Below are 23,777 nucleotides of genomic sequence, written 5' to 3' on the forward strand. Positions count from 1 at the left end.
AGAGATGAAAATTAAAATCATAAATTTAGTTCTATTGGCTGGTATCGCTGGTTTCTTTTACTCTTGTAAAGTAACGGATACTTATAAAAACCCCGAAATAGAACAAAGCAGGCAGGATAATCTTTTCCGTCAGAAAACAAGCAATGATACAATATCGGTTGCCAATGTGGCGTGGAATCAGATTTTTACTGATGATAAACTACAGAATATCATTAATAAAACCATTCAGAATAATCTTGATTTAAAAGTTGCTGTTGCAAGAATCCAAGAAGCTAGTGCTGTTTTCAAACAATCGAAATTACAAAATCTTCCAAGTTTGGACATTGCAGCTTCTACTACCGAGACAAAAAATAGTGGCGCAGCGCAAGGTGGTAATTTTGTAATGCCAGATTTGTTGGTTTACAGGTTAGGACTTTCTACGGGTTGGGAAGTGGATATCTGGGGAAGAATCAAATCGGTGAAAAAATCAGCCTATGCTGGTTTACTTCAAACAGATGCTGCAAAAAGAGCGGTTCAGACTCAGATGGTAGCACAAGCGGCAACGTTGTATTATCAGTTAATTTCTTTGGATAAACAATTAGAAATTACAAAACAGACAATTGAACTTCGTAAACAAGATGTAGAAACTGTTCAGTTGTTGATGGATGCAGCGTATCTTACAGGAGCAGATGTGGAACAGAGTAAAGCTAATCTTTATTCGGCACAGTTGTCGGTTCCGGATTTGGAATTACAGATTCAACAAGCGGAAAATTCTTTAAGTATTTTGATGAATGAAAATCCGCAATCTATCGAGAGAAACTCTATTGATTCTCAGGTAATTTATACGGATTTGAAAACTGGCGTTCCTGTTTCGTTATTGAAAAATCGCCCGGATGTTCAAGCTGCTGAATTCACTTTCCGTCAGGCGTTCGAAAATAAAAATATGGCGATGGCTCAGGTTTATCCGACATTGAATATTACAGGAACTTTAGGATTGTCATCTAGAACTTTGGAAAACTTTTTCAGCAATTCTTTATTCTATACAGCAGCAGGAACCTTGACACAGAATATCTTCCAAATGGGAAATAGAAAAGCGCAAGTTAGAATAATGGAAGCCCGTAAAATGCAAGCGTATTATACTTTTGAAAAGACATTGTTAACAGCTGGTTCCGAGGTTTCTAATGCTTTGCTGTCTTATCAAAAAGCTAAAGAAAAAGAGTCAACAAGACTTCTTCAGATTCAATCTTTAGAAAAAGCGGTGGAGTTCAACAAAGAATTATTGACTTACTCTTCTAATACAAATTATGTAAATGTTTTAACTTCAGAACAATCTTTGCTAGCTGCAAAATTATCTGCTGTTAATGACAAATTACAACAACTTCAAGCGGTCACCGAGTTTTACCGAGCGCTTGGAGGTGGACAGTTTTAGAAACTAAATTTTTTTACTATACTTGTAAGCCCAGCAATTTTTGTTGGGTTTTTTGTTTTAATAATAAGTTCTCCAAAAAGTTGATTGAAAGTACTATTTTAAAATTATAAATTCATAAAACATTAAATTTGCGAAATGACAGCTTTAGAACAATTTGGGGTCGAGATTTTTACTCAGGAAACAATTCATCAGAGAATTGCGACAGATAAGCCATTTCGCCCAGAAAATCCTGCTTTTCTATTTATTAAAAGTGGAGTAATCAAGCTTCGTCAACATCTCAGCGACCTAGAATTGACTGCCAATACTTTTATCGTTACAGATCCGCAAAGTGTCTATGAATTGATTTCTGTTAGTGACGATTTTCAGTCAAGGATGGTTTCTTACAAGAGAGAATTTATCTCTACATTATCCTTAAAATTCAATAGGCTTATTACTTATCGCTATTTTCGTCAGCAGATGAATGTTGGCGTTCCTTTTCATGCAGATGAAATGGAGGTAGTTTGGAAATCGGTTAATTTCCTCAAGTATATTCTCGATTCCGAAACTGAGATGACCTATAAGAAAGAAATGGTGGAACACCTTTTTTCTGTTTTTTGTTACCAAATGGCGGGAATTATTGCCAGTGAAGATAATAAGTCGATGAATCAAATGTCGAGACAGGAAGAAATTGTTTTTCTTTTTTTGAATGATGCCAGTAAATATCATCTCAGTGAGCATCAGATAGAGTTTTATGCAGAACGGCAATCTATTACAACTCGACATCTTTCATCTGTGATTAAAAGTATAACCGGTCGCTCGGCAAGTCAGATTATTGCTTTGATTTTAATTAATGAAGCAAAAGTTCTTTTAAACTCTTCCAAAAAGCCTGTATCAGAGATTTCTGCAACCTTGGGTTTTAGCGATCAATACTCATTTTCTCACTTTTTTAAGAAACATTTAGGCGAAAGCCCAAGTCATTACAGAAAACAGTTTGAAAGTTAAATCTTACATTTGAACATCTTTTTCCAAAAATCAAACATTTGTTTGAGCTTATGCTTGCCATAACTTTGCATCTGTAAAACAAGGTAAAATGATTAAGCAAATAAAAACAGCACTGTCAATTCTGGCGGGGATATTTCCTGTGCTGTTTTTTTCTCAGAACATAAAAGAAATGACCGTCAGTGAAGTCGCCAATCTTGCGCTTCAGAATCAACAGCAACTTAAAGTTTCTGCCCAGAATATTGATATTGCCAGACAAAATATTGATATTGCTAAGTTGCAGAAACTTCCTACGATTACGGCTTCTACAAGTCAGTTTTATTTGGGGAATTCTATTGCAATCGATAAAGATTTTTCAAACTCTATTAAAATAGAGATGCCGCATTACGGAAGTTCGTATGCAGTGCAGGCGACTCAGCTTATCTTTAAGGGTGGTTTGGTGAATAAATCGATTGAAATGGCGGGACTTCGTAAGCAGCTTTCAAAATTAGATTTAGAAAAAAATCAGCAGGATGTAAAGCTTTTGGTGATTTCAAATTATCTTGATATTTATAAAATCATCAATCAGGAACAAGTTTTTCAAAACAACAAAAAACTGGCTCAGAAAAGATTAGAAAATATCAAAGATTTTTACAAACAAGGGATGATTACCAGAAACGAGGTTATTCGTGGTGAATTGAACATCAAAAATCTGGATCAGGGAATTCTTACGTTAACCAATAACAAGAAAATCCTTAATTATAATTTAAGTACAGCTCTCGGGCTTCCTTTGGAAACAGAAATCATTCCGGTTGAAAGTTTAGAAAACAAAGAAGCAGGAATCGGAATGGATTATTATATTAATCTAGCCCACGATTCTAACCCGCAAATGAAGTCTGCTAAAACCAATATTTCGGTTGCTGAAAAAAATATCGAAATCATCAACACCGATAAAATGCCGACACTTTCCGGTTTTGGAGGATATACTCTGCAAAGACCAATTACTACGAGAAATCCTGTTCTGGATATGTATTCTAGCGGTTGGCAAGGCGGAATCTCTTTAAGCTACAATATCGATAATTTGTATAAAACCAAAGAAAGAGTAAAACTGGGTGAGTTGCAGAAAAATCAGGCCAGCGAATCACTGACTCTGGTACAACAAAACATTGATATGACAGTGAATGCTGCGTATGTGAAATACCAAGAAGCTATTCAGCAAGCGGAAATTTTAAACGATGCTAAAAATCTAGCAGATGAAAACTACAAAATTACAGAAGCAAAATACCTCAATCAATTAGCAGTACAGGCAGAAATGCTGGATGCGCAAAATCAGAAACTGCAGTCGGAATTGGATTTTGCTAATGCTGAAATCAATGTACTGTATCAATATTATAATTTATTGAAATCAACAGGTACGCTTTAATTTAAAACTGAAAATCAAGATAATGGAAAACAAGGAACAAAATACTCAAGATAAAAAGCCTGCAGTTTCAAGTGCAGAAGCTAAGAAAAAACAAAATAGAAAGAATAAAATAAGAGCCGTCATCTCAAACGTGATTGTTTTTGCTGTGATTGGTTTCGGTTTGTGGTGGTTGGTGAGAGAATATTTTCACATTGGAGATAAGACTTACACTGAAGCAGCTCAGGTGGAAGAGTTTATTAACCCTATCAATACAAGAGTTTCGGCTTATATTAAAGAAATTAAATTCATCGAACATCAACAGGTAAAAAAAGGAGACACTTTGGTCGTTTTAGACGAAAGAGAAATCCTCACCCAACTTGGTCAGGCAGAAGCAGCGTATAAGAATGCTTTGGCTCAAAGATCAGCAACCAGTTCATCTGTGAATACCGTTTCAAATAATGTAAGTGTAATGGAATCTAACATTGCCGGAGCAAAAGCCCGACTTTGGAATGCCGAACAGAACTTAAACCGATACAAAAATCTTTTAGCTTCAGAAGCTGTTACCAGACAACAATTTGACCAAATGAAAACCGAATATGATGCCCAAAAAGCAGCGTACGAAACATTGGTTAATCAAAAGCAATCTGCCAATCTTTCAACCACCGAAGTGAAATCTAAATTAGGAATCAACGATGCCGAAATTAAAAGAACAAAAGCGGCTTTGGATATGGCGAAAATTAATCTTTCTTACACCGTAATCACTGCTCCTTATGACGGTGTGATGGGAAGAAGATTGATTTCTGAAGGTCAGCTCATTCAGCCGGGACAACAGGTAGGGACGATTGTTTTAAATAATCAAAAATGGGTTACTGCCAATTTCCTGGAAAGCCAGATGCCGAATGTGAAAATAGGAGAGAAGATGACGATGACAGCTGATGCTTTAGGTGGAAAATCTTTTGAAGGAATCGTTACCGCGGTTTCTGCCGCAACCGGTTCAAGATACTCAAGTGTTCCGACAGATAACTCTACCGGAAACTTCATTAAAGTACAGCAGAGAATCCCCGTAAGAATCGAGTTTACAGATTTTAATAAAAAAGAAGATGTAGCGAAACTGAGCGCGGGGATGAATATGAATGTTTCTATTAAAGAGACTAGAAGATAATAGACGAATAGATTATAGATTTTTTTCTTTATTAAAATTTTAATCTATCAAAAACTCAAATTGTCTATTGTCTATCAGTCTATCATCTATTAGTCAAAAAAAATTATGTACAATCAAGGTCTTTTTAGTCACTGGGTTCCGAAGCCGTTACAGCTTTTTGTGATTTTTCTGTTAACGCTTATCGCTATGCCGGTGAGTGGGGTTTATACGGGAAGTTTAAGCTATATGGTTGGCGATACCGGAGTGATGAGCGAATATTTTATGTGGGCAAACTACGCGACCACAGTGGGAATGGGGGCGGCGATGCCTATCGTTTTGCGGGCTAAAATGCGTTTCAAAGTAAGAGATAAAGTTGTGATTTTACTCTTGCTATTGGGGATTTTCAGTTATATTAATGCGACGACTTCAGAGCCGATGGTGATTGTATTTGTGTCTCTTATTTTAGGTTTCTGTAAAACATTTATTACTATCGAAGTCTTTCTTCCGTTGATGGCAATGTTGGGAGGTAGAGGTGTTTTTTACGGTGTTTTTTATACGTTTATTCTCGTGATTACGCAGGTAACCAACTATTATGCAACCGACTTTTCCATAGAATACAATTGGCGACAGTTCCTCATTTTCGTGGCGATTCTGTGTTTCGTTGTAGCGATGATTTGCTGGGTGGTGATGCACGATAAATATTTTTCCCTAAAAGTTCCTCTGCATTATATCGACTGGCTAAGTATTCTTCTGTTTATCTCTACTTTTATGTTTTCGGCATATGTTTTTTCGTTTGGAAAACAGCAGGATTGGTTTCATTCTAAAAATATCCTCAACGCAAGTATTGCTGCTTTTGTGAGTTTTGCTTTGATGGTCGTTCGTCAGTTTACTCTCAAGAGACCTTATTTGTCATTTGAAATATTCTCCAGAAACAACGTACAGGTCGGGCTTTTCCTCTTGTTGTGTTTAGGAATGTTTATGGCAACGGCGATTATTCAGAATATTTTCACAATCGGGGTTTTGGGTTACGACCAATTAACGAATGCAAAAGTCAACCTGATGATGATTCCAGGAATGATTGCAGCGGGAGCGCTTGCGGTGTATTGGTTTAAAAAAGAAAAAAAACTGAAACTCTTTATCTTCTTTGGCTTCTCGGCGATGGTGGCGTATTGTATCATTATGTACTTTTCGATGGTGCTGGAGTTTAATTACGAAAGCTGGTATTTCCCAATGATTTTGAAAGGATTTGGGATGGTGGCACTTTACATTTCGGTTTGGTATTATGCTTTAGATAAAATTGATATTAGCCAGATGTTGCCTGCGATTGGTTTATTTCTGTTGTGGAGAACTTTCGTAACGACTGGTTTTTTCTCAGCCTTATTTTCATGGACTCAGTATCAGTTTCAAATTGAAAGCTTAGGTGATTTAGCTGTTTATATTGATGGAATGACATTGAATGCACAACCCAATTTAAGCTTAAAATCCATTCAGCTGAATGCAATAATTATTGCCAACAAAAAACTTTTTGGCTACGTTATTCTTGCCGGTTTTGGAGTCTTGGCTTTTGTGATGACGCACCATTTCGGATATCCGAGATTCACTTTAGATAAACTGGTCAGAGTTTTCAGCGGTAAATCTGTTGTCGCCCGAAGACGTTTAAGAGAAAGAAAAAAAACTCGCAGAAAGCCTGAAAGACGGCGTAGGTTCTGCGGTATAAAGAAACCTTGTTTTTACCTGTAAAGTCCAGTTTTGTTTTCAAAGCGGGGCTTTGCTTTTTACTAATTTTGGTTAAGTCACTTTTGGACTTCGATATGAAATGAAAAACCCTTTCAAAGTTTTAAACTCAGAAAGGGTTTTTGTTTTTTATATGAATGATTATCTAAAACATATTTTCTTGATAAAAATGCTTCGTTTCTTCAATGATTTCATCAATTTGTTCAAGTGTCAAAGCCTGAAGAAACTTAGTTTTGAATTCTTTAAAATACGGAATTCCACGGAAGTAGTTGCTATAATGCTGTCTCATTTCCACAATTCCGGGACGTTCGCCTTTCCATTCCACAGACCAAAGTGCGTGATTCTTTACAGCTTCCAATCTTTCTGCAATAGTAGGCTCTGGTAATATTTCTCCAGTCTCAAAAAAATGTTTGACTTCGTTGAAAATCCAAGGATAACCAATCGCACCACGACCAATCATAACGCCGTCGCAGCTGTATTTGTTTTTATATTCCAGAGCTTTTTGTGGAGAATCAATATCGCCGTTCCCAAAAATCGGAATTTCGATATTTGGATTATTTTTGATTCTTGAGATGTGTTCCCAATCTGCTTCGCCTTTGTACATTTGAGCACGTGTTCTTGCGTGAATTGTTAAGGCTTTTATTCCAACCTCCTGCAACCTTTCAGCAACTTCATCAATATTGATTGAATCGTTATCCCAACCTAATCTAGTTTTTACAGTTACTGGCAAATGTGTAGAACTCACTACAGCTTTTGTTAATCTGACCATCAAATCAATATCTTTCAAAACACCAGCTCCAGCTCCTTTGCAAACGACTTTTTTTACAGGACAACCGAAATTAATATCCACCAAATCAGGTTCAACAGTTTCCACAATCCTTGCCGACATTGCCATTGCTTCTTCATCTCCACCAAAAATCTGGATTCCAACAGGTCTTTCGTAATCGAAAATATCAAGCTTCTTACGACTCTTAATTGCATCACGAATCAACCCTTCCGAAGAGATAAATTCCGAATACATCAAGTCTGCGCCGTGCATTTTACATAATTTTCTGAACGGTGGATCACTTACATCTTCCATTGGCGCCAACAAAAGTGGAAAGTCAGGAAGTTCTATGTTGCCAATTTTTACCATTCTGCAAAGATAAGAATTCCTATTTTGACTAATTTAAAATCAGTCTTAATTCCTTATTTAATAAATTTGTAATATAATAATCAATATGAAAAGAGTATTTCTAACAGTTGTTTTAACTGTAATATTTTCTTGTTCCAAAAATGAAAATTCTGATAATAAAGATTTAACGACTTCTGAACCAGAACCAGCTCCAAAAGTTGTAACTGACCCAATTGCGGAAGGACAATCTTTAATTGAGGGTTCGGATTGTCTCGGTTGTCATAAATTAGATGAAAAAATGATTGGTCCCTCTTATAAAGAAGTGGCTGAGAAATATGAAAACACGCCAGAAAATGTAGAGATGCTAGCAGATAAAATTCTTAAAGGAAGTTCTGGGGTTTGGGGTGATGTTCCAATGCCAGCTCACGGATTCAGTAAAGAAAATGCCAAGTTTATGGCGCAATATATTCTCTCTTTGAAAGAAAAATAATGTCTGAAAAATCCAGTCTTCATCCAAGAAATCTCCATCGCAATTCTTATGATTTTGAAGAATTGATTGTCTCAGTTCCAGAACTCAAACATTACGTTTTCAAAAATGATTACGATACTTTGACGATTAATTTCAGTATTCCGAAAGCAGTTAGATTATTGAATAAAGCCTTGCTTCTGAAATATTACAATGTCAAAGATTGGGATATTCCGGAAGGTAACCTTTGTCCACCGATTCCTGGTAGAGCAGATTATGTTCATTATTTGGCGGATTTACTGGCTGAAGAATATGGAAAAATCCCAACGAGAAATTCAGTGAAAGGTTTGGATGTTGGAACGGGAGCTAATCTCGTTTATCCGTTGATTGCGAATCATTCTTATGGCTGGGAAATGTTGGGAACGGATATCAATCAAGATTCTTTGGCTAGTGCTCAAAAGATTTTAGAAAGCAATCCTGATTTAAAAGAAAATATTCATTTGAAATTTCAACCAAAGTCAGAACTCATTTTTAAAAATATAATTTCAAAAGAAGATAAGTTCGCATTTTCGATGTGTAATCCACCTTTCCACGATTCCGAAGAGTCAGCTTTACAAGGAAATCGACGAAAAAATAACAATCTCAGAAAGTCAAAAACTCAGAAACCAAATCTCAATTTCAGCGGACAACAATCCGAATTGTGGTGCGAAGGTGGCGAAATGGCGTTCATCAAAAAAATGATTAATGAAAGTGTGCAATTCTCGTCTCAGGTTCTTTGGTTCACGAGTTTGGTTTCCAAAAAAGACAATCTGCATCAGTTGACAACGCTTCTTAAAAACCTCAAAGTGCCAGAGTTTAAAATTATTGATATGGCGCAAGGTCAGAAAATCAGCAGGATTTTAGCTTGGACATTTATTCCGAAAGAAAATAGGAAAGATTGGTTTTAAATAAATATTTTCAAAATGGATAGAATAGAAAGAGGCGAAGAACCAATAATTTTTTCTTTAAGTGAAGACGATAAAGAAATGAATTCTGCTATTGAATTGGCAAATAAAACATTAATGGATTTCGATGAAGCTTTAAAATTTTCAGAGAATGAAAACTTTGCTTTAAAGATTCGTTATGATTTTCATAATAAATCGGAGCATATTTGGGCTGTTAATATTGAAAAGATAGGCGATGATTATTTTGGAATTATTGATAATCTGCCCAATTCGGTAACACACGTAAAATTAACTGATAAAGTTAAAATCGAAAAAGATAAAATTTCTGATTGGATGTTTTCGAAAAAAGGAAAGCTAGTTGGAGGTTTTACAATTAGGGTTATACGTAATCGAATGTCAGAATTAGAAAAAGAAATATTTGACAGAGAATTCATTCTTTCCATTGATTAATTATTCTAAATTTTGCTGAGCAAAGCGCCTTTGCGAACCTTAAAATATCTTCAATGATTTCAAAAAAACCTTGCGCTCTTTGCGTTGAAATGACTCATTAAAATTTAACTTCCATAAACATTTAAAAATCACTATTTTTGCAATTCGAAAAAATTGAATTAAAATGTCATTATCAGAACAGGAAATTATCCGTCGCGAGAAACTACAGAAATTGACCGATTTGGGAATCGATGCGTTCCCGGCCGCTGAATACAAAATCACTGATTCCACAAAATCTATAAAACAGGATTTCGAAGAAGGAAAAAAGGTGGTTATTGCTGGAAGATTGATGTCCAGAAGAATTCAGGGGAAGGCGAGTTTTGCAGAATTGCAGGATTCTGAAGGTAGAATTCAGGTTTATTTTAACCGTGACGAGATTTGTACTGGTGAAGACAAGACTTTATACAATGAGGTTTACAAACATCTTTTGGATATCGGTGACATCATCGGAATCGAAGGTGAATTGTTCAAAACTCAGGTTGGAGAGATGACGGTAATGGTGAAAAATTTCACTTTGCTAACAAAATCTCTTCGTCCGCTTCCACTTCCAAAAGTAGATGCAGAAGGCAATGTTTTTGATGGTTTCACAGATGCGGAATTACGTTACAGACAGCGTTATGCAGATTTGGTTGTGAATCCTCACGTGAAAGAAATCTTCGTGAAAAGAACAAAATTGTTCAATGCGATGAGAATGTTCTTCAATGATGCAGGATATTTCGAAGTTGAAACGCCTATTTTGCAATCAATTCCTGGTGGAGCGGCAGCGAGACCATTTATTACACATCACAACGCTTTAGATATTCCTTTATATCTTAGAATTGCAAACGAATTATATCTGAAAAGATTGATTGTTGGTGGATTTGACGGTGTTTATGAATTCTCAAAAAACTTCAGAAATGAAGGAATGGACAGAACGCATAATCCAGAATTCACGGCAATGGAAATCTATGTGGCTTACAAAGATTACAATTGGATGATGGATTTCACAGAGAAATTGTTGGAATTCTGTGCGACTTCGGTTAACGGAACTTCGGAATCTGTTTTCGGAGAACATACAATCAACTGGAAAGCACCTTATCCAAGAGTTTCTATGACAGAAGCGATTCAGAAATATACAGGTTTTGATATCACTGGAAAATCTGAGCAGGAATTATTCGACTTTGCAAAATCTATCGGAATCGAGGTGGATGAAACAATGGGTAAAGGAAAATTGATTGATGAGATTTTCGGAGAAAAATGTGAAGGAAACTTCATTCAGCCGACTTTCATCACAGATTATCCTGTAGAGATGTCGCCTTTGACGAAGAAACACAGAAGTCAAGAAGGTTTGACAGAACGTTTCGAATTGATGGTTTGTGGGAAAGAAATCGCAAATGCTTATTCTGAGTTGAATGACCCGATTGACCAAAGACAACGTTTTGAGCATCAATTATTGTTATCCGAAAAAGGTGACGACGAAGCTGGACAATTTATTGACGAAGACTTCCTTAGAGCTTTAGAATACGGAATGCCGCCTACGTCTGGTCTTGGAATCGGGATGGACCGTTTGATTATGTTCTTAACGAATAATCCGAGCATCCAGGAGGTTCTTTTCTTCCCTCAAATGAGACCTGAGAAAAAAGCGCCAACCGTTGAATTAGGAGAAGATGAAAAAGTGATTCTTGAAATCCTTAATTCTCAAGAAGATGCTTTGGAATTGAATGAAGTAAAAACACGTTCTCAGCTTTCTGGTAAAAAATGGGACAAAGCTTCTAAAACTTTAACTAAGAATAATTTGGTGAAAGTGGAGAAGATTGACGAGATTTTGTTGATGAAATTGATTTAATGTTTTCTTGAAATTGTTGTCGAAAACTATTCAAAATAAAACTTAATTTATTCATTATTCAAGTATTTTTAATTACTGTTGTTAAATTATTAAAATTGAATTTTGTTTTTCTATTTTAATTTTCTAAATAATTAAAAATAGTTTCAATCTGATAGTGATATGAAAATATGATATCGTTTTAATTAAAATTATATTCTAAAATATTTCACCCCTAAATAATTTAGGGGTGTTTTTATTTTATTGATTAATTTTTAGACTTTGCTGGATTTTTAGAAAAATTAGATGCGATTTCAGTCTTTTTCGAACCTAATTGAAATATCGATTTTAAATAATTGTCTGATTGTTAATATTTTAAGTATTTTTAATATTAATTTAATTTTAACAAGTGTTTATTTAGTATTAAATTAATGTAAATTATCGACAAATAAAAGATGTTTTATTTGTTTTAAATCTTATTTGTGGTTTTTATAATTGCTGATTTGGTAATTTAAAATCATTTTTGACTCTTTTTTTATTAAGTTTGTTAGTATCCAAAATTGATGTAGATGAAAAGAGCAAGGAAAATTTCCCAAAAATCCATTCCCGAAAATCTAGGACTTTATTTACCTGAAACAGAATTCGACTCCTGCGGAGTCGGCTTTGTGGCTAATATAAAAGGAATTAAAAGTTTCAAAATCGTCAGCGACGCTATTACGATGCTCGAAAATATGGAACATCGCGGTGCAACTGGTTATGAAAGTAATACAGGTGACGGCGCAGGTTTGCAAATTCAGATTCCGCACGAACTGTTGTATGATGAAGCGCTCAATTTCGGTTTTGATTTACCTGAACCTGATTATTATGGCGTTGGAATGTTGTTTTTTCCTCAAAATAATTTCATCAGAGAAGAATGTAAAGAGATTATTGAGCAATCTGCGGATAAACTTGGGCTTAAGATTTTGGGTTATCGTCCCGTTCCTGTAAGTAATATAGATTTGGGAGATTTGGCGAAAAGTGTTGAACCTGTAATGGAAATGCTTTTTGTGGAACGTCCTTTCGATGTGGAAACGGATAAAGATTTTGAAAGAAAGTTATTTGTTTTCAGAAATTATATTTCGCATCAAATTACAAGTGTGACAAGCAATGACCCGATTGGTTTTTACGTGGCTTCGTTTTCTTGTAAGAAATTGATTTATAAAGGACAATTACGTTCTGTTCAGATTCGTAATTACTTCAAAGATTTGACAAATCCTAAAACACGCTCTGCGTTTGGGATGATTCATTCCCGTTTTGCGACCAATACATCTCCGACTTGGAGTTTGGCGCAACCGTTTCGATTTCTAGCGCATAATGGCGAAATCAATACAATCGGGGGAAATCTTAATTGGTTAAAGTCATCCGAAAAAACTTTTTCAAATCCCAATTTCACGCCTCAGGAAATGGATATGATTTTGCCGTTGACAAAACCCAATCAATCCGATTCTTCCTATCTCGATAATATGGTGGAATTGCTTTATCATTCTGGTCGCTCTTTGCCTCATACGATGATGATGTTGATTCCCGAAGCTTGGGACGGCAACAAACAAATGGAGGATTACAAAAAAGATTTCTATGAATTCCACGCTTGTATGATGGAACCTTGGGATGGCCCAGCTTCTATTTCTTTCACGGATGGTGAAATGATTGGCGCGACTTTGGACAGAAACGGACTTAGACCTTCGAGATATTGCGTGACTTCGGACGATTTGGTGATTATGGCTTCGGAATCGGGAGCTTTGCCTGTTAATCCAAAAAATGTCATCAAAAGAGGTCGTCTTCAACCTGGGAAAATGTTCTTGGTTGATATGAAAAAAGGCGTTATCGTAAGTGATGACGAACTTAAAAAAGAAATTTGTACATCACAGCCTTATCGTGATTGGCTGGATAAAATGAATATTAATCTGAAGGAATTGCCAAGCCCGAAAATCAGATTTAATAAATTGCAATCCGAAGATATTTTTAAATATCAGAAAGCTTTTGGTTATTCCAGAGAAGATTTGGATAAAGTCATCAAAGAAATGGCGGTTCACGGAAAAGAACCGATTGGTTCGATGGGATTTGATGCGCCGTTGGCTGTTTTGAGTGAAAAACCACAGCATTTCAGTTCTTATTTTAAGCAATTATTTGCGCAGGTAACTAATCCTCCAATCGACCCGATTCGTGAAAAATTGGTAATGTCATTAACAACAATTATCGGCGGAAATGGGAATCTTTTAGAAGATGATAAAAACTTCGCCCATTCTATAAAACTTGAGCATCCGATTCTTAATAATGAGCAATTGGAAAAATTAAGAAGTGTTGATACGGGGAAATTCCAGTCAAAAACAATTTATACTTATTTCAAAGCAGATGAAAAAGAAGGAAGTCTCAAGAAAGCTTTGGATAGAATTTGTCGTTATGCGATAGATGCTGTTGAAGATGGTTTTGAAGTAATTATACTTTCTGACCGTTCGTTAGATTCTCAACACGCATCGATTCCGTCTTTGTTGGCTTGTTCGGCTGTTCATCATCATTTGATAAGAAAAGGTGTTCGTAGAAGGGTAGGTTTGGTGATTGAAGCCGGCGATGTTTGGGAGGTTCATCATTTTGCAAGTTTGCTTGGTTTCGGAGCGACTGCAATTAATCCTTATTTGGCTTTGGCGAGTATCAGACAAATGTTTTATGATGGCGAATTCAAGCACGATGCGGATTTGGAACAACTTAAATATAATTATAAAAAAGCAGTTGGTGATGGTTTGCTGAAGATTTTTTCAAAGATGGGAATTTCTACTTTGCAATCTTATCACGGCGCACAGATTTTCGAGATTATTGGTCTTAATAAACCTTTGGTTAATACTTGTTTCACCGGAGCGATTTCCAGAATCAACGGAATTGGTTTTGATGAAATTGCGAAGGAAGCTTTGGCGAAACATTACCAAGCGTTTGAGAAAGATTCAGCGTTTGGAATTTTAGATTCTGGAGGAATTTATCAATGGCGAAAAGACAGCGAATATCATCAATTTAATCCTCAATCCATTCATCTTTTGCAACAGGCAACTTGGAATGATAATTATGAAACGTTCAAAAAATACTCACGAGCAGTCAATCGTCAAACCGAAAATGCGTCATTATTAAGAGGTTTACTGGAGTTTAAAAATGACCGTCAATCGATTTCTTTATCGGAAGTTGAACCAATTGAAAATATTCTGAAACGCTTCGCAACTGGAGCAATGTCTTTTGGTTCGATTTCTTGGGAAGCGCATACGACTTTGGCGATTGCGATGAATAGAATTGGTGCAAAAAGTAATACAGGCGAAGGTGGCGAAGATGAAAACAGATATGTTATTAATGAAAACGGCGATAGTCTGCGTTCATCAATCAAGCAAGTTGCTTCAGGTAGATTTGGAGTAACGGCGAGATATTTGGCAGAAGCAGAAGAACTTCAAATCAAAATGGCGCAAGGTGCAAAACCGGGAGAAGGTGGACAATTGTCCGGCGAAAAAGTAGATTCTTGGATTGGGAAAACACGACATTCTACGCCGGGAGTTGGTTTGATTTCTCCGCCTCCACATCACGATATTTATTCTATCGAGGATTTGGCGCAGTTAATTTTTGACTTGAAAAATGCCAATCGTCACGCGAGGATTTCTGTTAAACTAGTTTCAAAAGCTGGTGTTGGAACAATTGCTTCCGGTGTTGCAAAAGCAAAAGCTGACCATATTTTGATTTCCGGTTATGATGGCGGAACAGGAGCTTCGCCTTTGAGTTCGGTTCGTCATACGGGTTTGCCTTGGGAATTAGGATTGGCAGAAACACATCAGACTTTAATTAAAAATAAATTAAGACAAAGAGTTACGGTTCAGGTTGACGGACAGATGAAAACCGGACGTGATTTGGTAATGGCAACGTTGCTTGGAGCGGAAGAATGGGGAATTGCAACTTCTGCTTTGATTGTGGAAGGTTGTATCCTGATGAGAAAATGCCATCTTAATACTTGTCCTGTCGGGATTGCGACTCAGAATGAAGTGTTGCGTAAAAAATTCACAGGAAAACCAGAGCATTTGGTAAGTTATTTTACGTTTTTAGCGATGGAAGTTCGTGAGATAATGGCAAGTCTTGGTTTCAGAACGATTGACGAAATGGTCGGCCAATCTCAATGTTTGGAAAAGAAAAAAGAAATCAAATTCTGGAAACATCAAAACATCGATTTGAGCGGACTTCTTTTCAAAATGGAAACCGATTTGCCAATTGTAAAAGCGGAAGAACAAGATAGTGGTTTGGATGAATCTTTGTCTTGGAAAATGCTGGAAGTTTCAAAATCGGCTTTAGAAAATAATGGAAATGTAGAAGCTTCTTTCTCGATTAAAAATACGGACAGGACAGTTGGAACAATTCTGTCACACGAACTAACGAAAATCTATCATTCAGATGGAATGAAAGAGGATTCTTTGAAATTTAATTTTAAAGGAACGGCTGGACAAAGTTTTGGCGCTTTTTGTAACCAAGGAATGACGATGGTTTTGGAAGGTGATGCGAATGATTACTTCGGAAAAGGTTTGTCGGGTGCAAAACTCGCTGTTTTTCCGGAAGAAGAAGCGGTGATTAAAGCCAATGAAAATAGTATTATCGGAAATGTGGCTTTGTACGGAGCAACTTCCGGAAAGGTTTTCATTAATGGAATGGCGGGCGAAAGATTCTGTGTTCGTAATTCCGGAGCGACTGCTGTTGTGGAAGGAATTGGTGACCACGGTTGCGAATATATGACAGGTGGAACGGTTGTGATTCTGGGTGAAGTTGGTCGGAATTTCGGAGCCGGAATGAGTGGAGGAATTGCTTATGTTTGGGATGTTAGAAAAGATTTGGAGAAGAATTTCAATCCTGATATGGCGGATTTGGAAAACTTGACGGAGAAAGATGTGGAGTTGGTTTTGGATTTAATCAAAGAACATTTTGAAATCACGGGAAGTCATTTGGCAGAATATCTTTTAAGCGATTTTGAAAATAATCTGAAACATTTTGTGAAAGTTTATCCTCGTGAATATAAAAAAGTAATGGAGAATCAAATAAATGCAATGAAATAATGGGAAAGATAGATGGTTTTTTGATATATGACAGAAGTTTACCTGCGAAATTTCCGGTTTCAGAAAGGTTGAAGAATTATAAGGAATTTTATGAACCAACTTCTGAAAAGCTTCTGAAAGAGCAGTCTGCAAGATGTATGGATTGTGGCGTTCCGTTTTGTCAGAGCGGTTGTCCGTTGGGAAATGTGATTCCTGAGTTCAATGATGCAGTTTATAAAGAACAGTGGGAAAAGGCTTATCATATTTTAACTTCAACGAATAATTTTCCTGAATTTACAGGTCGGATTTGTCCTGCACCTTGCGAGGGAGCTTGTGTTTTGGGAATTAATAATCTGCCGGTTGCAATTGAAGAAATTGAAAAAAATATTATAGAAATTGCTTTTGAACAAGGATTTGCAAAACCAAAAGTTCCTCAATTCAGAACGGATAAAAAAGTGGCGGTTATTGGTTCCGGCCCTGCGGGTTTGGCTTCTGCTTATCAATTGAATCAGGCCGGTCATCAGGTGACGGTTTTTGAAAGAGATTCGGAGATTGGTGGTCTGCTGAGATTTGGAATTCCTGATTTTAAACTTGATAAAAATATTGTTGAACGTCGTGTTCAGTGGATGGAACTGGAAGGTGTTGAATTTAGAACTAATGTCAATGTTGGTGTTAATTATTCGGTCGAGGAATTGAACAGGAATTATGATGCGGTTGTTTTGGCTTTGGGAAGTACGGTTCCACGAGATTTGATGCTTCCAAATCGTGATGCAAAAGGTATTCATTACGCAATGGATTTTCTGGTTCAGAATAATAAAAAAGTCAGCGGAATTGATTTTTCTGAAGAAGAACTCAATGTTAAAGGTAAAAAGGTAATTGTAATTGGCGGAGGAGACACAGGTTCGGATTGTATAGGGACTTCCAATCGTCAAGGAGCGGAAATCGTTTATCAGATTTATTATAAACCAATGCAACCTACAAAACGTGACGAAACAATGCCTTGGCCGACAATGCCGATGACTTTGCAAATTACGTCATCTCACGAAGAAGGTTGCGAGAGAAGGTGGTCTGTCAATTCCAAAGAATTTGTGAAAGATGAAAACGGAAATCTTACAGGTCTTCGTCTTGTAGAAGCTGAATGGACAAAAGATGCCGACGGAAAATGGAATCTCTACACAGAAAAACCAAACTCGGAATTTGTCATCGAATGTGATTATGCTTTCATTGCTTTGGGTTACACGCACGTTGAGCAAAAAGGTTTAGTAGAAGCTTTGGATATTAATCTTGACCCAAAAGGAAATCTGATTGGAAATAATAAAGAATTCCGAACCAATCAAACCAAATATTTCTCTTGTGGTGATGCCCGAAAAGGACAAAGCTTAGTTGTTTGGGCGATTGCGGAAGGACGGGATTGTGCGAAAAAAGTGGATGAGTTTTTAAAAAGTTAAAACTTTTATTAACATTAATTTTAGAAAATCAATTTTTGTAATTAAATTTTATGATATTGCAATAATTTAGATTGAACCTATATGATTTTGAATTTTAAGTTTTTAAGGAATAATTTGAGTGTCTTATTTTTGTTAATGAGTATCTTGGTGTTTTCTCAAAATAAAATCACAAATGTTACTGTAATAAAGCAAGATAATGATACATTAAAAGTGGATATGGATGTATATATGACTAGACGTAATGGTGAAATACTTGTTGATGATTATAGTTTTCATAAACAATTAACTATTGTAGATGCGGAAGGTAAAAAGCTGTATGTGTTACGTCCGAATGAAATTAAGGAAGTTTCATTTTTAGATTTGGACGGTAACAAAAAATTGTATACCTCTATTCCTGGTAAAAATAAATTGAGAACAGTTGTTTATAATGGAAAAATAAAATTGTACAAAGAATGGACTACGGATGGAAAATGGAATCCAGCAGTTTATTATGAACTGATACAAGAGAATGGTTTACCTGTCAGGAATGCTGGTGGCGGTGGTAGTATAGAAAGGAAATTGCTTAAAATTACAGAATCAAAACCTGAATTGAAAGATAAAATTAAAAATATGGGAAGGGAGATTTCTAATGCGAAAATTGCAGAAATATTAAAAGAATTTGAAGAGAATTAAATTTTATAAAATCGAGCTTTTGGGGTCGATTTTTTTTATTCAAAATTCTCAAGCATCCCTGTTAAAAACTTATCATCTTTGACTGATTTTAAGGCTTTCATATCTCGATTTTTTTAACGATATTTGTAAGCTTTAACAAAATAATTAACAGAAAAATAACAAGAAAAATTCTCAAGCTAACTATTTGAAAATTTGAGTTTTATATCTTGAATCTTTTACAATATGAGTCAAAAACAATATACAGCAAGTAGTATTCAGGCATTGGAAGGAATGGAGCACGTACGTATGCGTCCTTCGATGTACATTGGTGATGTAGGAGTCAGAGGTCTCCACCATTTGGTTTATGAAGTAGTGGATAACTCTATCGATGAGGCTTTGGCAGGATATTGTGATACGATTACTGTCGCGATAAAAGAAGGGAACGCCGTAGAAGTTATGGATAACGGTCGTGGTATTCCTGTCGATTTTCACGAGAAAGAACAAAAATCTGCGCTAGAGGTTGTAATGACCAAAATCGGAGCTGGAGGTAAGTTCGATAAAGATTCTTACAAAGTTTCCGGAGGTCTTCACGGGGTTGGGGTTTCTTGTGTTAATGCACTTTCCAACGAGATGATTACAACTGTTTACAGAGACGGAAACATCTATCAGCAAGTTTATTCAAGAGGGAAAGCGCAAACCGGTGTTGAAGAAATCGGAAAAAGCGATTACAGAGGAACAAAACAGTTTTTCCAACCAGATGATTCTATTTTTACTGAATTAGTTTACAACTACGATACATTAGCTAATCGTCTTAGAGAATTGTCTTACCTTAATAAAGGAATCACGATTACTTTAACAGACGAGAGAGAGAAATTGGAAGATGGTTCTTTCAAGTCGGAAACTTTCCATTCGGAAGGTGGTTTGAAAGAATTCGTTGAATATATCGACGGAAACCGTGAGTCCATTATGGAGAACGTTATCTTTATGGAAGGCGAGCGTGATGATATTCCGGTTGAGGTTGCGATGCGTTATAACACATCTTTCAATGAGAATCTTCATTCTTATGTTAATAATATCAATACGCACGAAGGAGGTACTCACTTGGCAGGTTTCAGAAGAGCTTTGACAAGAACTCTTAAGAAATATGCTGATGAATTAGGACTTCCTGCAAAAGAAAAAGTTGAAGTTACCGGAGACGATTTCCGTGAAGGTTTGACGGCTGTTGTTTCTGTAAAAGTTATGGAACCTCAGTTCGAAGGTCAGACTAAAACAAAATTAGGAAACTCAGAAGTTTCGGGAGCGGTTGATAAAATCGTTGGAGAAATGTTGACTAATTTCTTGGAAGAAAATCCGTTAGAAGCGAAGCAAATCGTTCAGAAAGTGGTTTTAGCTGCAAAAGCTAGACAGGCTGCGAAAAAAGCGCGTGAAATGGTTCAGAGAAAATCTCCAATGGGAGGTTCTGGTCTACCAGGGAAATTATCCGACTGTTCTTCTAAAGACCCAGCAGAATCTGAAATTTTCCTTGTTGAGGGAGATTCTGCAGGTGGAACGGCAAAACAAGGTCGTGACCGTCATTTTCAAGCGATTCTTCCATTGAGAGGTAAGATTTTGAATGTTGAGAAATCAATGCTTCATAAGGTTTATGATAATGAAGAAATTAAGAATATCTATACTGCGCTTGGTGTTTCTGTAGGAACAGAAGAAGATTCCAAAGCATTGAATATGACAAAGCTTCGTTATCACAAAATCGTAATTATGACCGATGCTGATATCGATGGTTCTCACATCTCAACTTTGATTCTGACGTTCTTCTTCAGATATATGAAAGAATTGATTGAGAACGGATATATTTATATCGCGCAACCGCCTTTGTATTTATTGAAAAAAGGAAACAAAAAAGTTTACGCTTATAACGAAAAAGAACGTGAGCAATTCACTTTGGAAATGTCACCAGACGGAAAAGGAGTAGAAGTACAGCGTTACAAAGGTCTTGGAGAGATGAATCCTGAGCAGCTTTGGGAAACCACTCTGAATCCAGAAAACAGGATCTTGAAACAAGTAACAATTGACAATGCTGTAGAAGCAGATTCAACATTCTCTATGTTGATGGGAGATGAAGTTCCACCGAGAAGAGAATTCATTGAGAAAAATGCGGTTTACGCAAGAATTGATGCTTAAATCAGTTTTATAAATCAAACCTTCCAATTTTGGAAGGTTTTTTGTTATCTTCAGAATTGGTTATCAAACCAATAATTAATATAAAAACTATGAAAAATTTATTTGTTATTTTGTCTTTAGGCATTTTAGTGGCTTCTTGTTCTAAAAAAAACAATAAAGTAACTGCAGAAGTTTCAAAATCAGACAGTCTTGTTACAAAGAACGAATTCGTGATTGATTCCGTGAGAGTTCAGGATTCTTTGGTGATTAATAAAAATCTGACAGCCAAATTTGACAGACAATTGCTTGTTTTTCCATCAATTCAAAACAAAGTTATTCTTGACAGTATTTATAAAGAATTGAAGTTCGACGGAACTTCTTACGACGCTAATTCTCTAAAAGCTGCTTTGACGAAACAAATGCAGAAAAGCTTTGCAGATACCAAGAAAAGTTCAGAAGAATGGTCTCCAGAATTCAAGCAGACTTGGGACGAGTCTTCTGCAATGAAGGTGGTTTCGCATAAGGATTATATTCTTACTTTGCGCTACTTTGGAAGTGGATATTCTGGTGGGGCACACGGTTATTATTTTGAAAGCTACAAAACTTTTGATTTAAAAAATAATAAAGTAATTTCTCAAAATGACATTCTTAAAAATCCTGCGGATGCTAGTTGGGATAAAATCTTGAAAGCTCATTTTGATGAACCGGAACAAAAAGAAATGCTTTTGGAAGATAAAATCTCACCCAATAATAATTTCTATTTTGACAAAGATAAAATCACATTTGTTTACAATCAATACGAGATTACGGCTTATGCGGCTGGTGTTGTTTATATTACTTTAAATTTCAAAGATATCAAAGACCAATTGAAACCGGAGTTTTTAACTCAATATAATATCAAATAAAATGAGCGATCAAAATCTTAAAAATCACAGAAAATATTATCCGCTTCATCATTTTATTTTCTATCCGATAATGTTGATTTTCTTGGTACTGTCACTTTTTGAATTTTGGGATAATGCGGTTGATGATAGAGGTGTAAGTTTGATTTGGTTGGCTATTTCAGTGATTATTATTTCAATAATTGTTTTATCGTTTATGTTGCGTCAACATTATGCTTTGGGATTGCAAGATCGAATTATTATTAATGAATTCAAGTTTCGATATTTTGCTTTGACAGGAAATCCATTAGAAAGTTTACCGTATCAATTTTCCGACGCTCAGATTTTTGCATTAAGATTTTCCGAAGACGAAGATTTGATTGAATTAATGAATAAAACTATCGAAAATGATTGGTCTTCTTCTAAGATTAAACAGAATATCAAAAACTGGAAAGCTGATAACAGAAGGATTTAGGATTAAAATTTCTTAGTTTAACCTCTGTTGAGTTTTACGCCTTTGTGAACCTTAAAATATCTTCAATAAGAATAAAAAAAATCTTTGCGGACTTTGTGTTCAAAATAAAATTAATTCAAATAATACTCTGAAATCCTCAGAGTATTTTTATTTTTGACAAAATGAAATCAGCCTTCATCATCAATCCTTTTTCGGCGAAGAAAAATTATCAGCCTTTTGTGGACGAGCTTCACAAAAAAGTTGATAATCCGCTTTATTTGGTTTCCCAATCTTTGGAAGATACCGATGAGTTTATCCGACGAGTTTGGAATGATGTCGATGTTTTCGTGGCTGTTGGAGGTGATGGAACTATTTCTGTGGTTGCTCAAAAACTCATTAATACCAACAAAATTCTCGCAGTTTTTCCTGCAGGTTCCGGCAATGGATTTTCTAATGAAACTAATTTCAACAAAAATATTTCTCGTCTTTTAGAAAAAATTGAAACCAAGCAATCTCGACAAATAGATACATTTATGGTGAATGAACATTTTTCGATTAATGTTTCAGGAACCGGTTTTGATGGAAAAGTGGTGAAGGAATTTGAAAAGACAAGTCGAGGTTTCAAAAACTATATCAAAGTTTCTATCCAGACTTTTTTCAAATATAAGCCGATTAAAATCAAATTTCTAGAAGAAGATTACAAACAATACAACGGCAAATATCTAATGCTGAACATAGCCAACACACGCCAATTCGGTAACAACGCGTACATTGCACCGATGGCGAGTAAAAGTGATGGTTTGGTGGATTTGGTTTTGGTGAAAAAATTTCCTTTGACTTATTCTCCTTTTTTCGCTTTCAGAATGTTTACAAAACGTTTGAAAGACGATGATTATGTCACGTATCTTCCTGTTTCAGAAATTGAGTTCAAAGTGAATACAAAAACTTGGCATATCGATGGAGAATTCAAAAAAATTAAGTCTCCTATTCATATCAAAGTTTTACCGAAGAGTTTGAGGATTTTGGTTTGAGAATTTATTCTTTTTTATTAATCCATTCTGTGTCAAGAACGTCGGATAGTTTGCTGATGCTTTGTTTGGATTGTATTTTAAAGAATATTCCAATGAAAAAAAATCTAATAATTAAAACTTGCCCGATACAAACTAGTATGAATATTGGATTGAATTCAGCTGTTTTTGAAAATAATTGGATGAAAAATGCAACAAAGGGGAAAAGCATCAATATTGTAAGAAGTATTTTGAAGGGTTTATTGATTTCCACTAAGACTTCTCCTTTTTCTTCTTTTATAAATCCGGTTAATGTACAAAAAGCACCTTTTCCGATGTTTCATGAAATGATTCTAAAGTTATTGTTTTTTACTTTTCCAATAAAAGACTTTTCTGTTACTTTTGATATAAGACTTTCGGATTCTTCAGTTCTTCTATTTAGTCTTTCTAAAGTTTCAGTTTGTCCATTAATAAGTTTGAATTCATAAATTGTTGAAGGAAAGATGCTCATTAGTTTTTTTATTTAATATTATGCTCTTGAAAGAATCACGAATATACAATCAATATAATTAATTCTTTTATTCTCGTCTTATTATTTATTACATAAAACCATTTTAATTTCCTTATTTTTGTATCAATCAT

18 protein-coding genes are annotated in these 23,777 nt (G+C 35.6%); 17 read left to right on the plus strand and 1 reads right to left on the minus strand.

Annotated features, from left to right (window positions below):
- The first annotated feature begins 4 nt into the window (after positions 1-4).
- The 5 genes from RTY06_RS14525 to RTY06_RS14545 all read left to right on the plus strand — a co-directional run bounded on the left by RTY06_RS14525 (position 5) and on the right by RTY06_RS14545 (position 6,648).
- The gene (locus tag RTY06_RS14525; protein ID WP_312825696.1) at positions 5-1,408 is read left to right on the plus strand and encodes an efflux transporter outer membrane subunit; all 1,404 of its coding nucleotides are present in this window, start codon (positions 5-7) and stop codon (positions 1,406-1,408) included.
- 135 nt (positions 1,409-1,543) lie between these two features.
- Positions 1,544-2,389: a helix-turn-helix domain-containing protein gene (locus tag RTY06_RS14530; RefSeq protein ID WP_312825697.1), complete on the plus strand. Its 846-nt coding sequence runs from the start codon at positions 1,544-1,546 to the stop codon at positions 2,387-2,389.
- 88 nt (positions 2,390-2,477) lie between these two features.
- The gene (locus RTY06_RS14535; RefSeq protein ID WP_312825698.1) at positions 2,478-3,788 is read left to right on the plus strand and encodes a TolC family protein; all 1,311 of its coding nucleotides are present in this window, start codon (positions 2,478-2,480) and stop codon (positions 3,786-3,788) included.
- A 22-nt stretch (positions 3,789-3,810) separates the two neighbouring features.
- The gene (locus RTY06_RS14540; protein WP_312825699.1) at positions 3,811-4,929 is read left to right on the plus strand and encodes an HlyD family secretion protein; all 1,119 of its coding nucleotides are present in this window, start codon (positions 3,811-3,813) and stop codon (positions 4,927-4,929) included.
- Positions 4,930-5,034: 105 nt separating this feature from the next.
- The gene (locus tag RTY06_RS14545; RefSeq protein ID WP_312825700.1) at positions 5,035-6,648 is read left to right on the plus strand and encodes an MFS transporter; all 1,614 of its coding nucleotides are present in this window, start codon (positions 5,035-5,037) and stop codon (positions 6,646-6,648) included.
- Positions 6,649-6,787: 139 nt separating this feature from the next.
- Here RTY06_RS14545 and dusB read toward each other — a convergent pair whose 3' ends face one another.
- Positions 6,788-7,777 (minus strand): tRNA dihydrouridine synthase DusB, encoded by a 990-nt coding sequence (gene dusB, locus RTY06_RS14550; RefSeq protein ID WP_312825701.1) that lies wholly within the window; start codon positions 7,775-7,777, stop codon positions 6,788-6,790.
- Between the two features lie 85 nt (positions 7,778-7,862).
- Here dusB and RTY06_RS14555 point away from each other — a divergent pair, with 85 nt between their 5' ends.
- From RTY06_RS14555 to RTY06_RS14610, 12 genes are all read left to right on the plus strand, one after another.
- A complete protein-coding gene (locus RTY06_RS14555; protein WP_312825702.1) occupies positions 7,863-8,246 on the plus strand; it encodes a c-type cytochrome in 384 nt (127 codons plus the stop codon).
- Positions 8,246-9,169 carry a 23S rRNA (adenine(1618)-N(6))-methyltransferase RlmF gene (gene rlmF, locus RTY06_RS14560; protein ID WP_312825703.1) on the plus strand — a complete coding sequence of 308 codons (924 nt, stop codon included), beginning with the start codon at positions 8,246-8,248 and terminating at the stop codon, positions 9,167-9,169. The genes RTY06_RS14555 and rlmF overlap by 1 nt, the downstream gene beginning before the upstream one ends.
- A 15-nt stretch (positions 9,170-9,184) precedes the next feature.
- Complete coding sequence (locus tag RTY06_RS14565; protein ID WP_312825704.1) at positions 9,185-9,616, plus strand: DUF2314 domain-containing protein; 432 nt, start codon at positions 9,185-9,187, stop codon at positions 9,614-9,616.
- Positions 9,617-9,779: 163 nt separating this feature from the next.
- Positions 9,780-11,480, plus strand: a complete 1,701-nt coding sequence (gene lysS, locus RTY06_RS14570; RefSeq protein WP_312825705.1) for a lysine--tRNA ligase — start codon at positions 9,780-9,782, stop codon at positions 11,478-11,480.
- A 545-nt stretch (positions 11,481-12,025) separates the two neighbouring features.
- Entirely contained in the window at positions 12,026-16,558 is a 4,533-nt protein-coding gene (gltB, locus tag RTY06_RS14575) for a glutamate synthase large subunit (RefSeq protein ID WP_312825706.1), read from the plus strand.
- Positions 16,558-17,985 carry a glutamate synthase subunit beta gene (locus RTY06_RS14580; protein ID WP_312825707.1) on the plus strand — a complete coding sequence of 476 codons (1,428 nt, stop codon included), beginning with the start codon at positions 16,558-16,560 and terminating at the stop codon, positions 17,983-17,985. The genes gltB and RTY06_RS14580 overlap by 1 nt, the downstream gene beginning before the upstream one ends.
- A gap of 81 nt (positions 17,986-18,066) precedes the next feature.
- Positions 18,067-18,657 (plus strand): hypothetical protein, encoded by a 591-nt coding sequence (locus tag RTY06_RS14585; RefSeq protein ID WP_312825708.1) that lies wholly within the window; start codon positions 18,067-18,069, stop codon positions 18,655-18,657.
- A gap of 222 nt (positions 18,658-18,879) precedes the next feature.
- On the plus strand, positions 18,880-20,814 hold the full coding sequence (gene gyrB / locus RTY06_RS14590) for a DNA topoisomerase (ATP-hydrolyzing) subunit B (RefSeq protein WP_312825709.1): 1,935 nt from the start codon (positions 18,880-18,882) through the stop codon (positions 20,812-20,814).
- An 89-nt stretch (positions 20,815-20,903) separates the two neighbouring features.
- Positions 20,904-21,698: an RsiV family protein gene (locus tag RTY06_RS14595; protein ID WP_312825710.1), complete on the plus strand. Its 795-nt coding sequence runs from the start codon at positions 20,904-20,906 to the stop codon at positions 21,696-21,698.
- A 1-nt stretch (position 21,699) separates the two neighbouring features.
- Positions 21,700-22,149, plus strand: coding sequence for a DUF6526 family protein (locus RTY06_RS14600; protein WP_312825711.1), 450 nt, complete (start codon positions 21,700-21,702; stop codon positions 22,147-22,149).
- Positions 22,150-22,310: 161 nt separating this feature from the next.
- A complete protein-coding gene (locus RTY06_RS14605; protein WP_312825712.1) occupies positions 22,311-23,159 on the plus strand; it encodes a diacylglycerol/lipid kinase family protein in 849 nt (282 codons plus the stop codon).
- Between the two features lie 92 nt (positions 23,160-23,251).
- Positions 23,252-23,623 carry a hypothetical protein gene (locus RTY06_RS14610; protein WP_312825713.1) on the plus strand — a complete coding sequence of 124 codons (372 nt, stop codon included), beginning with the start codon at positions 23,252-23,254 and terminating at the stop codon, positions 23,621-23,623.
- The last annotated feature ends 154 nt before the right edge of the window (positions 23,624-23,777 follow it).

Source organism: Epilithonimonas sp., assembly GCF_032055105.1.
Lineage (GTDB): Bacteria > Bacteroidota > Bacteroidia > Flavobacteriales > Weeksellaceae > Epilithonimonas.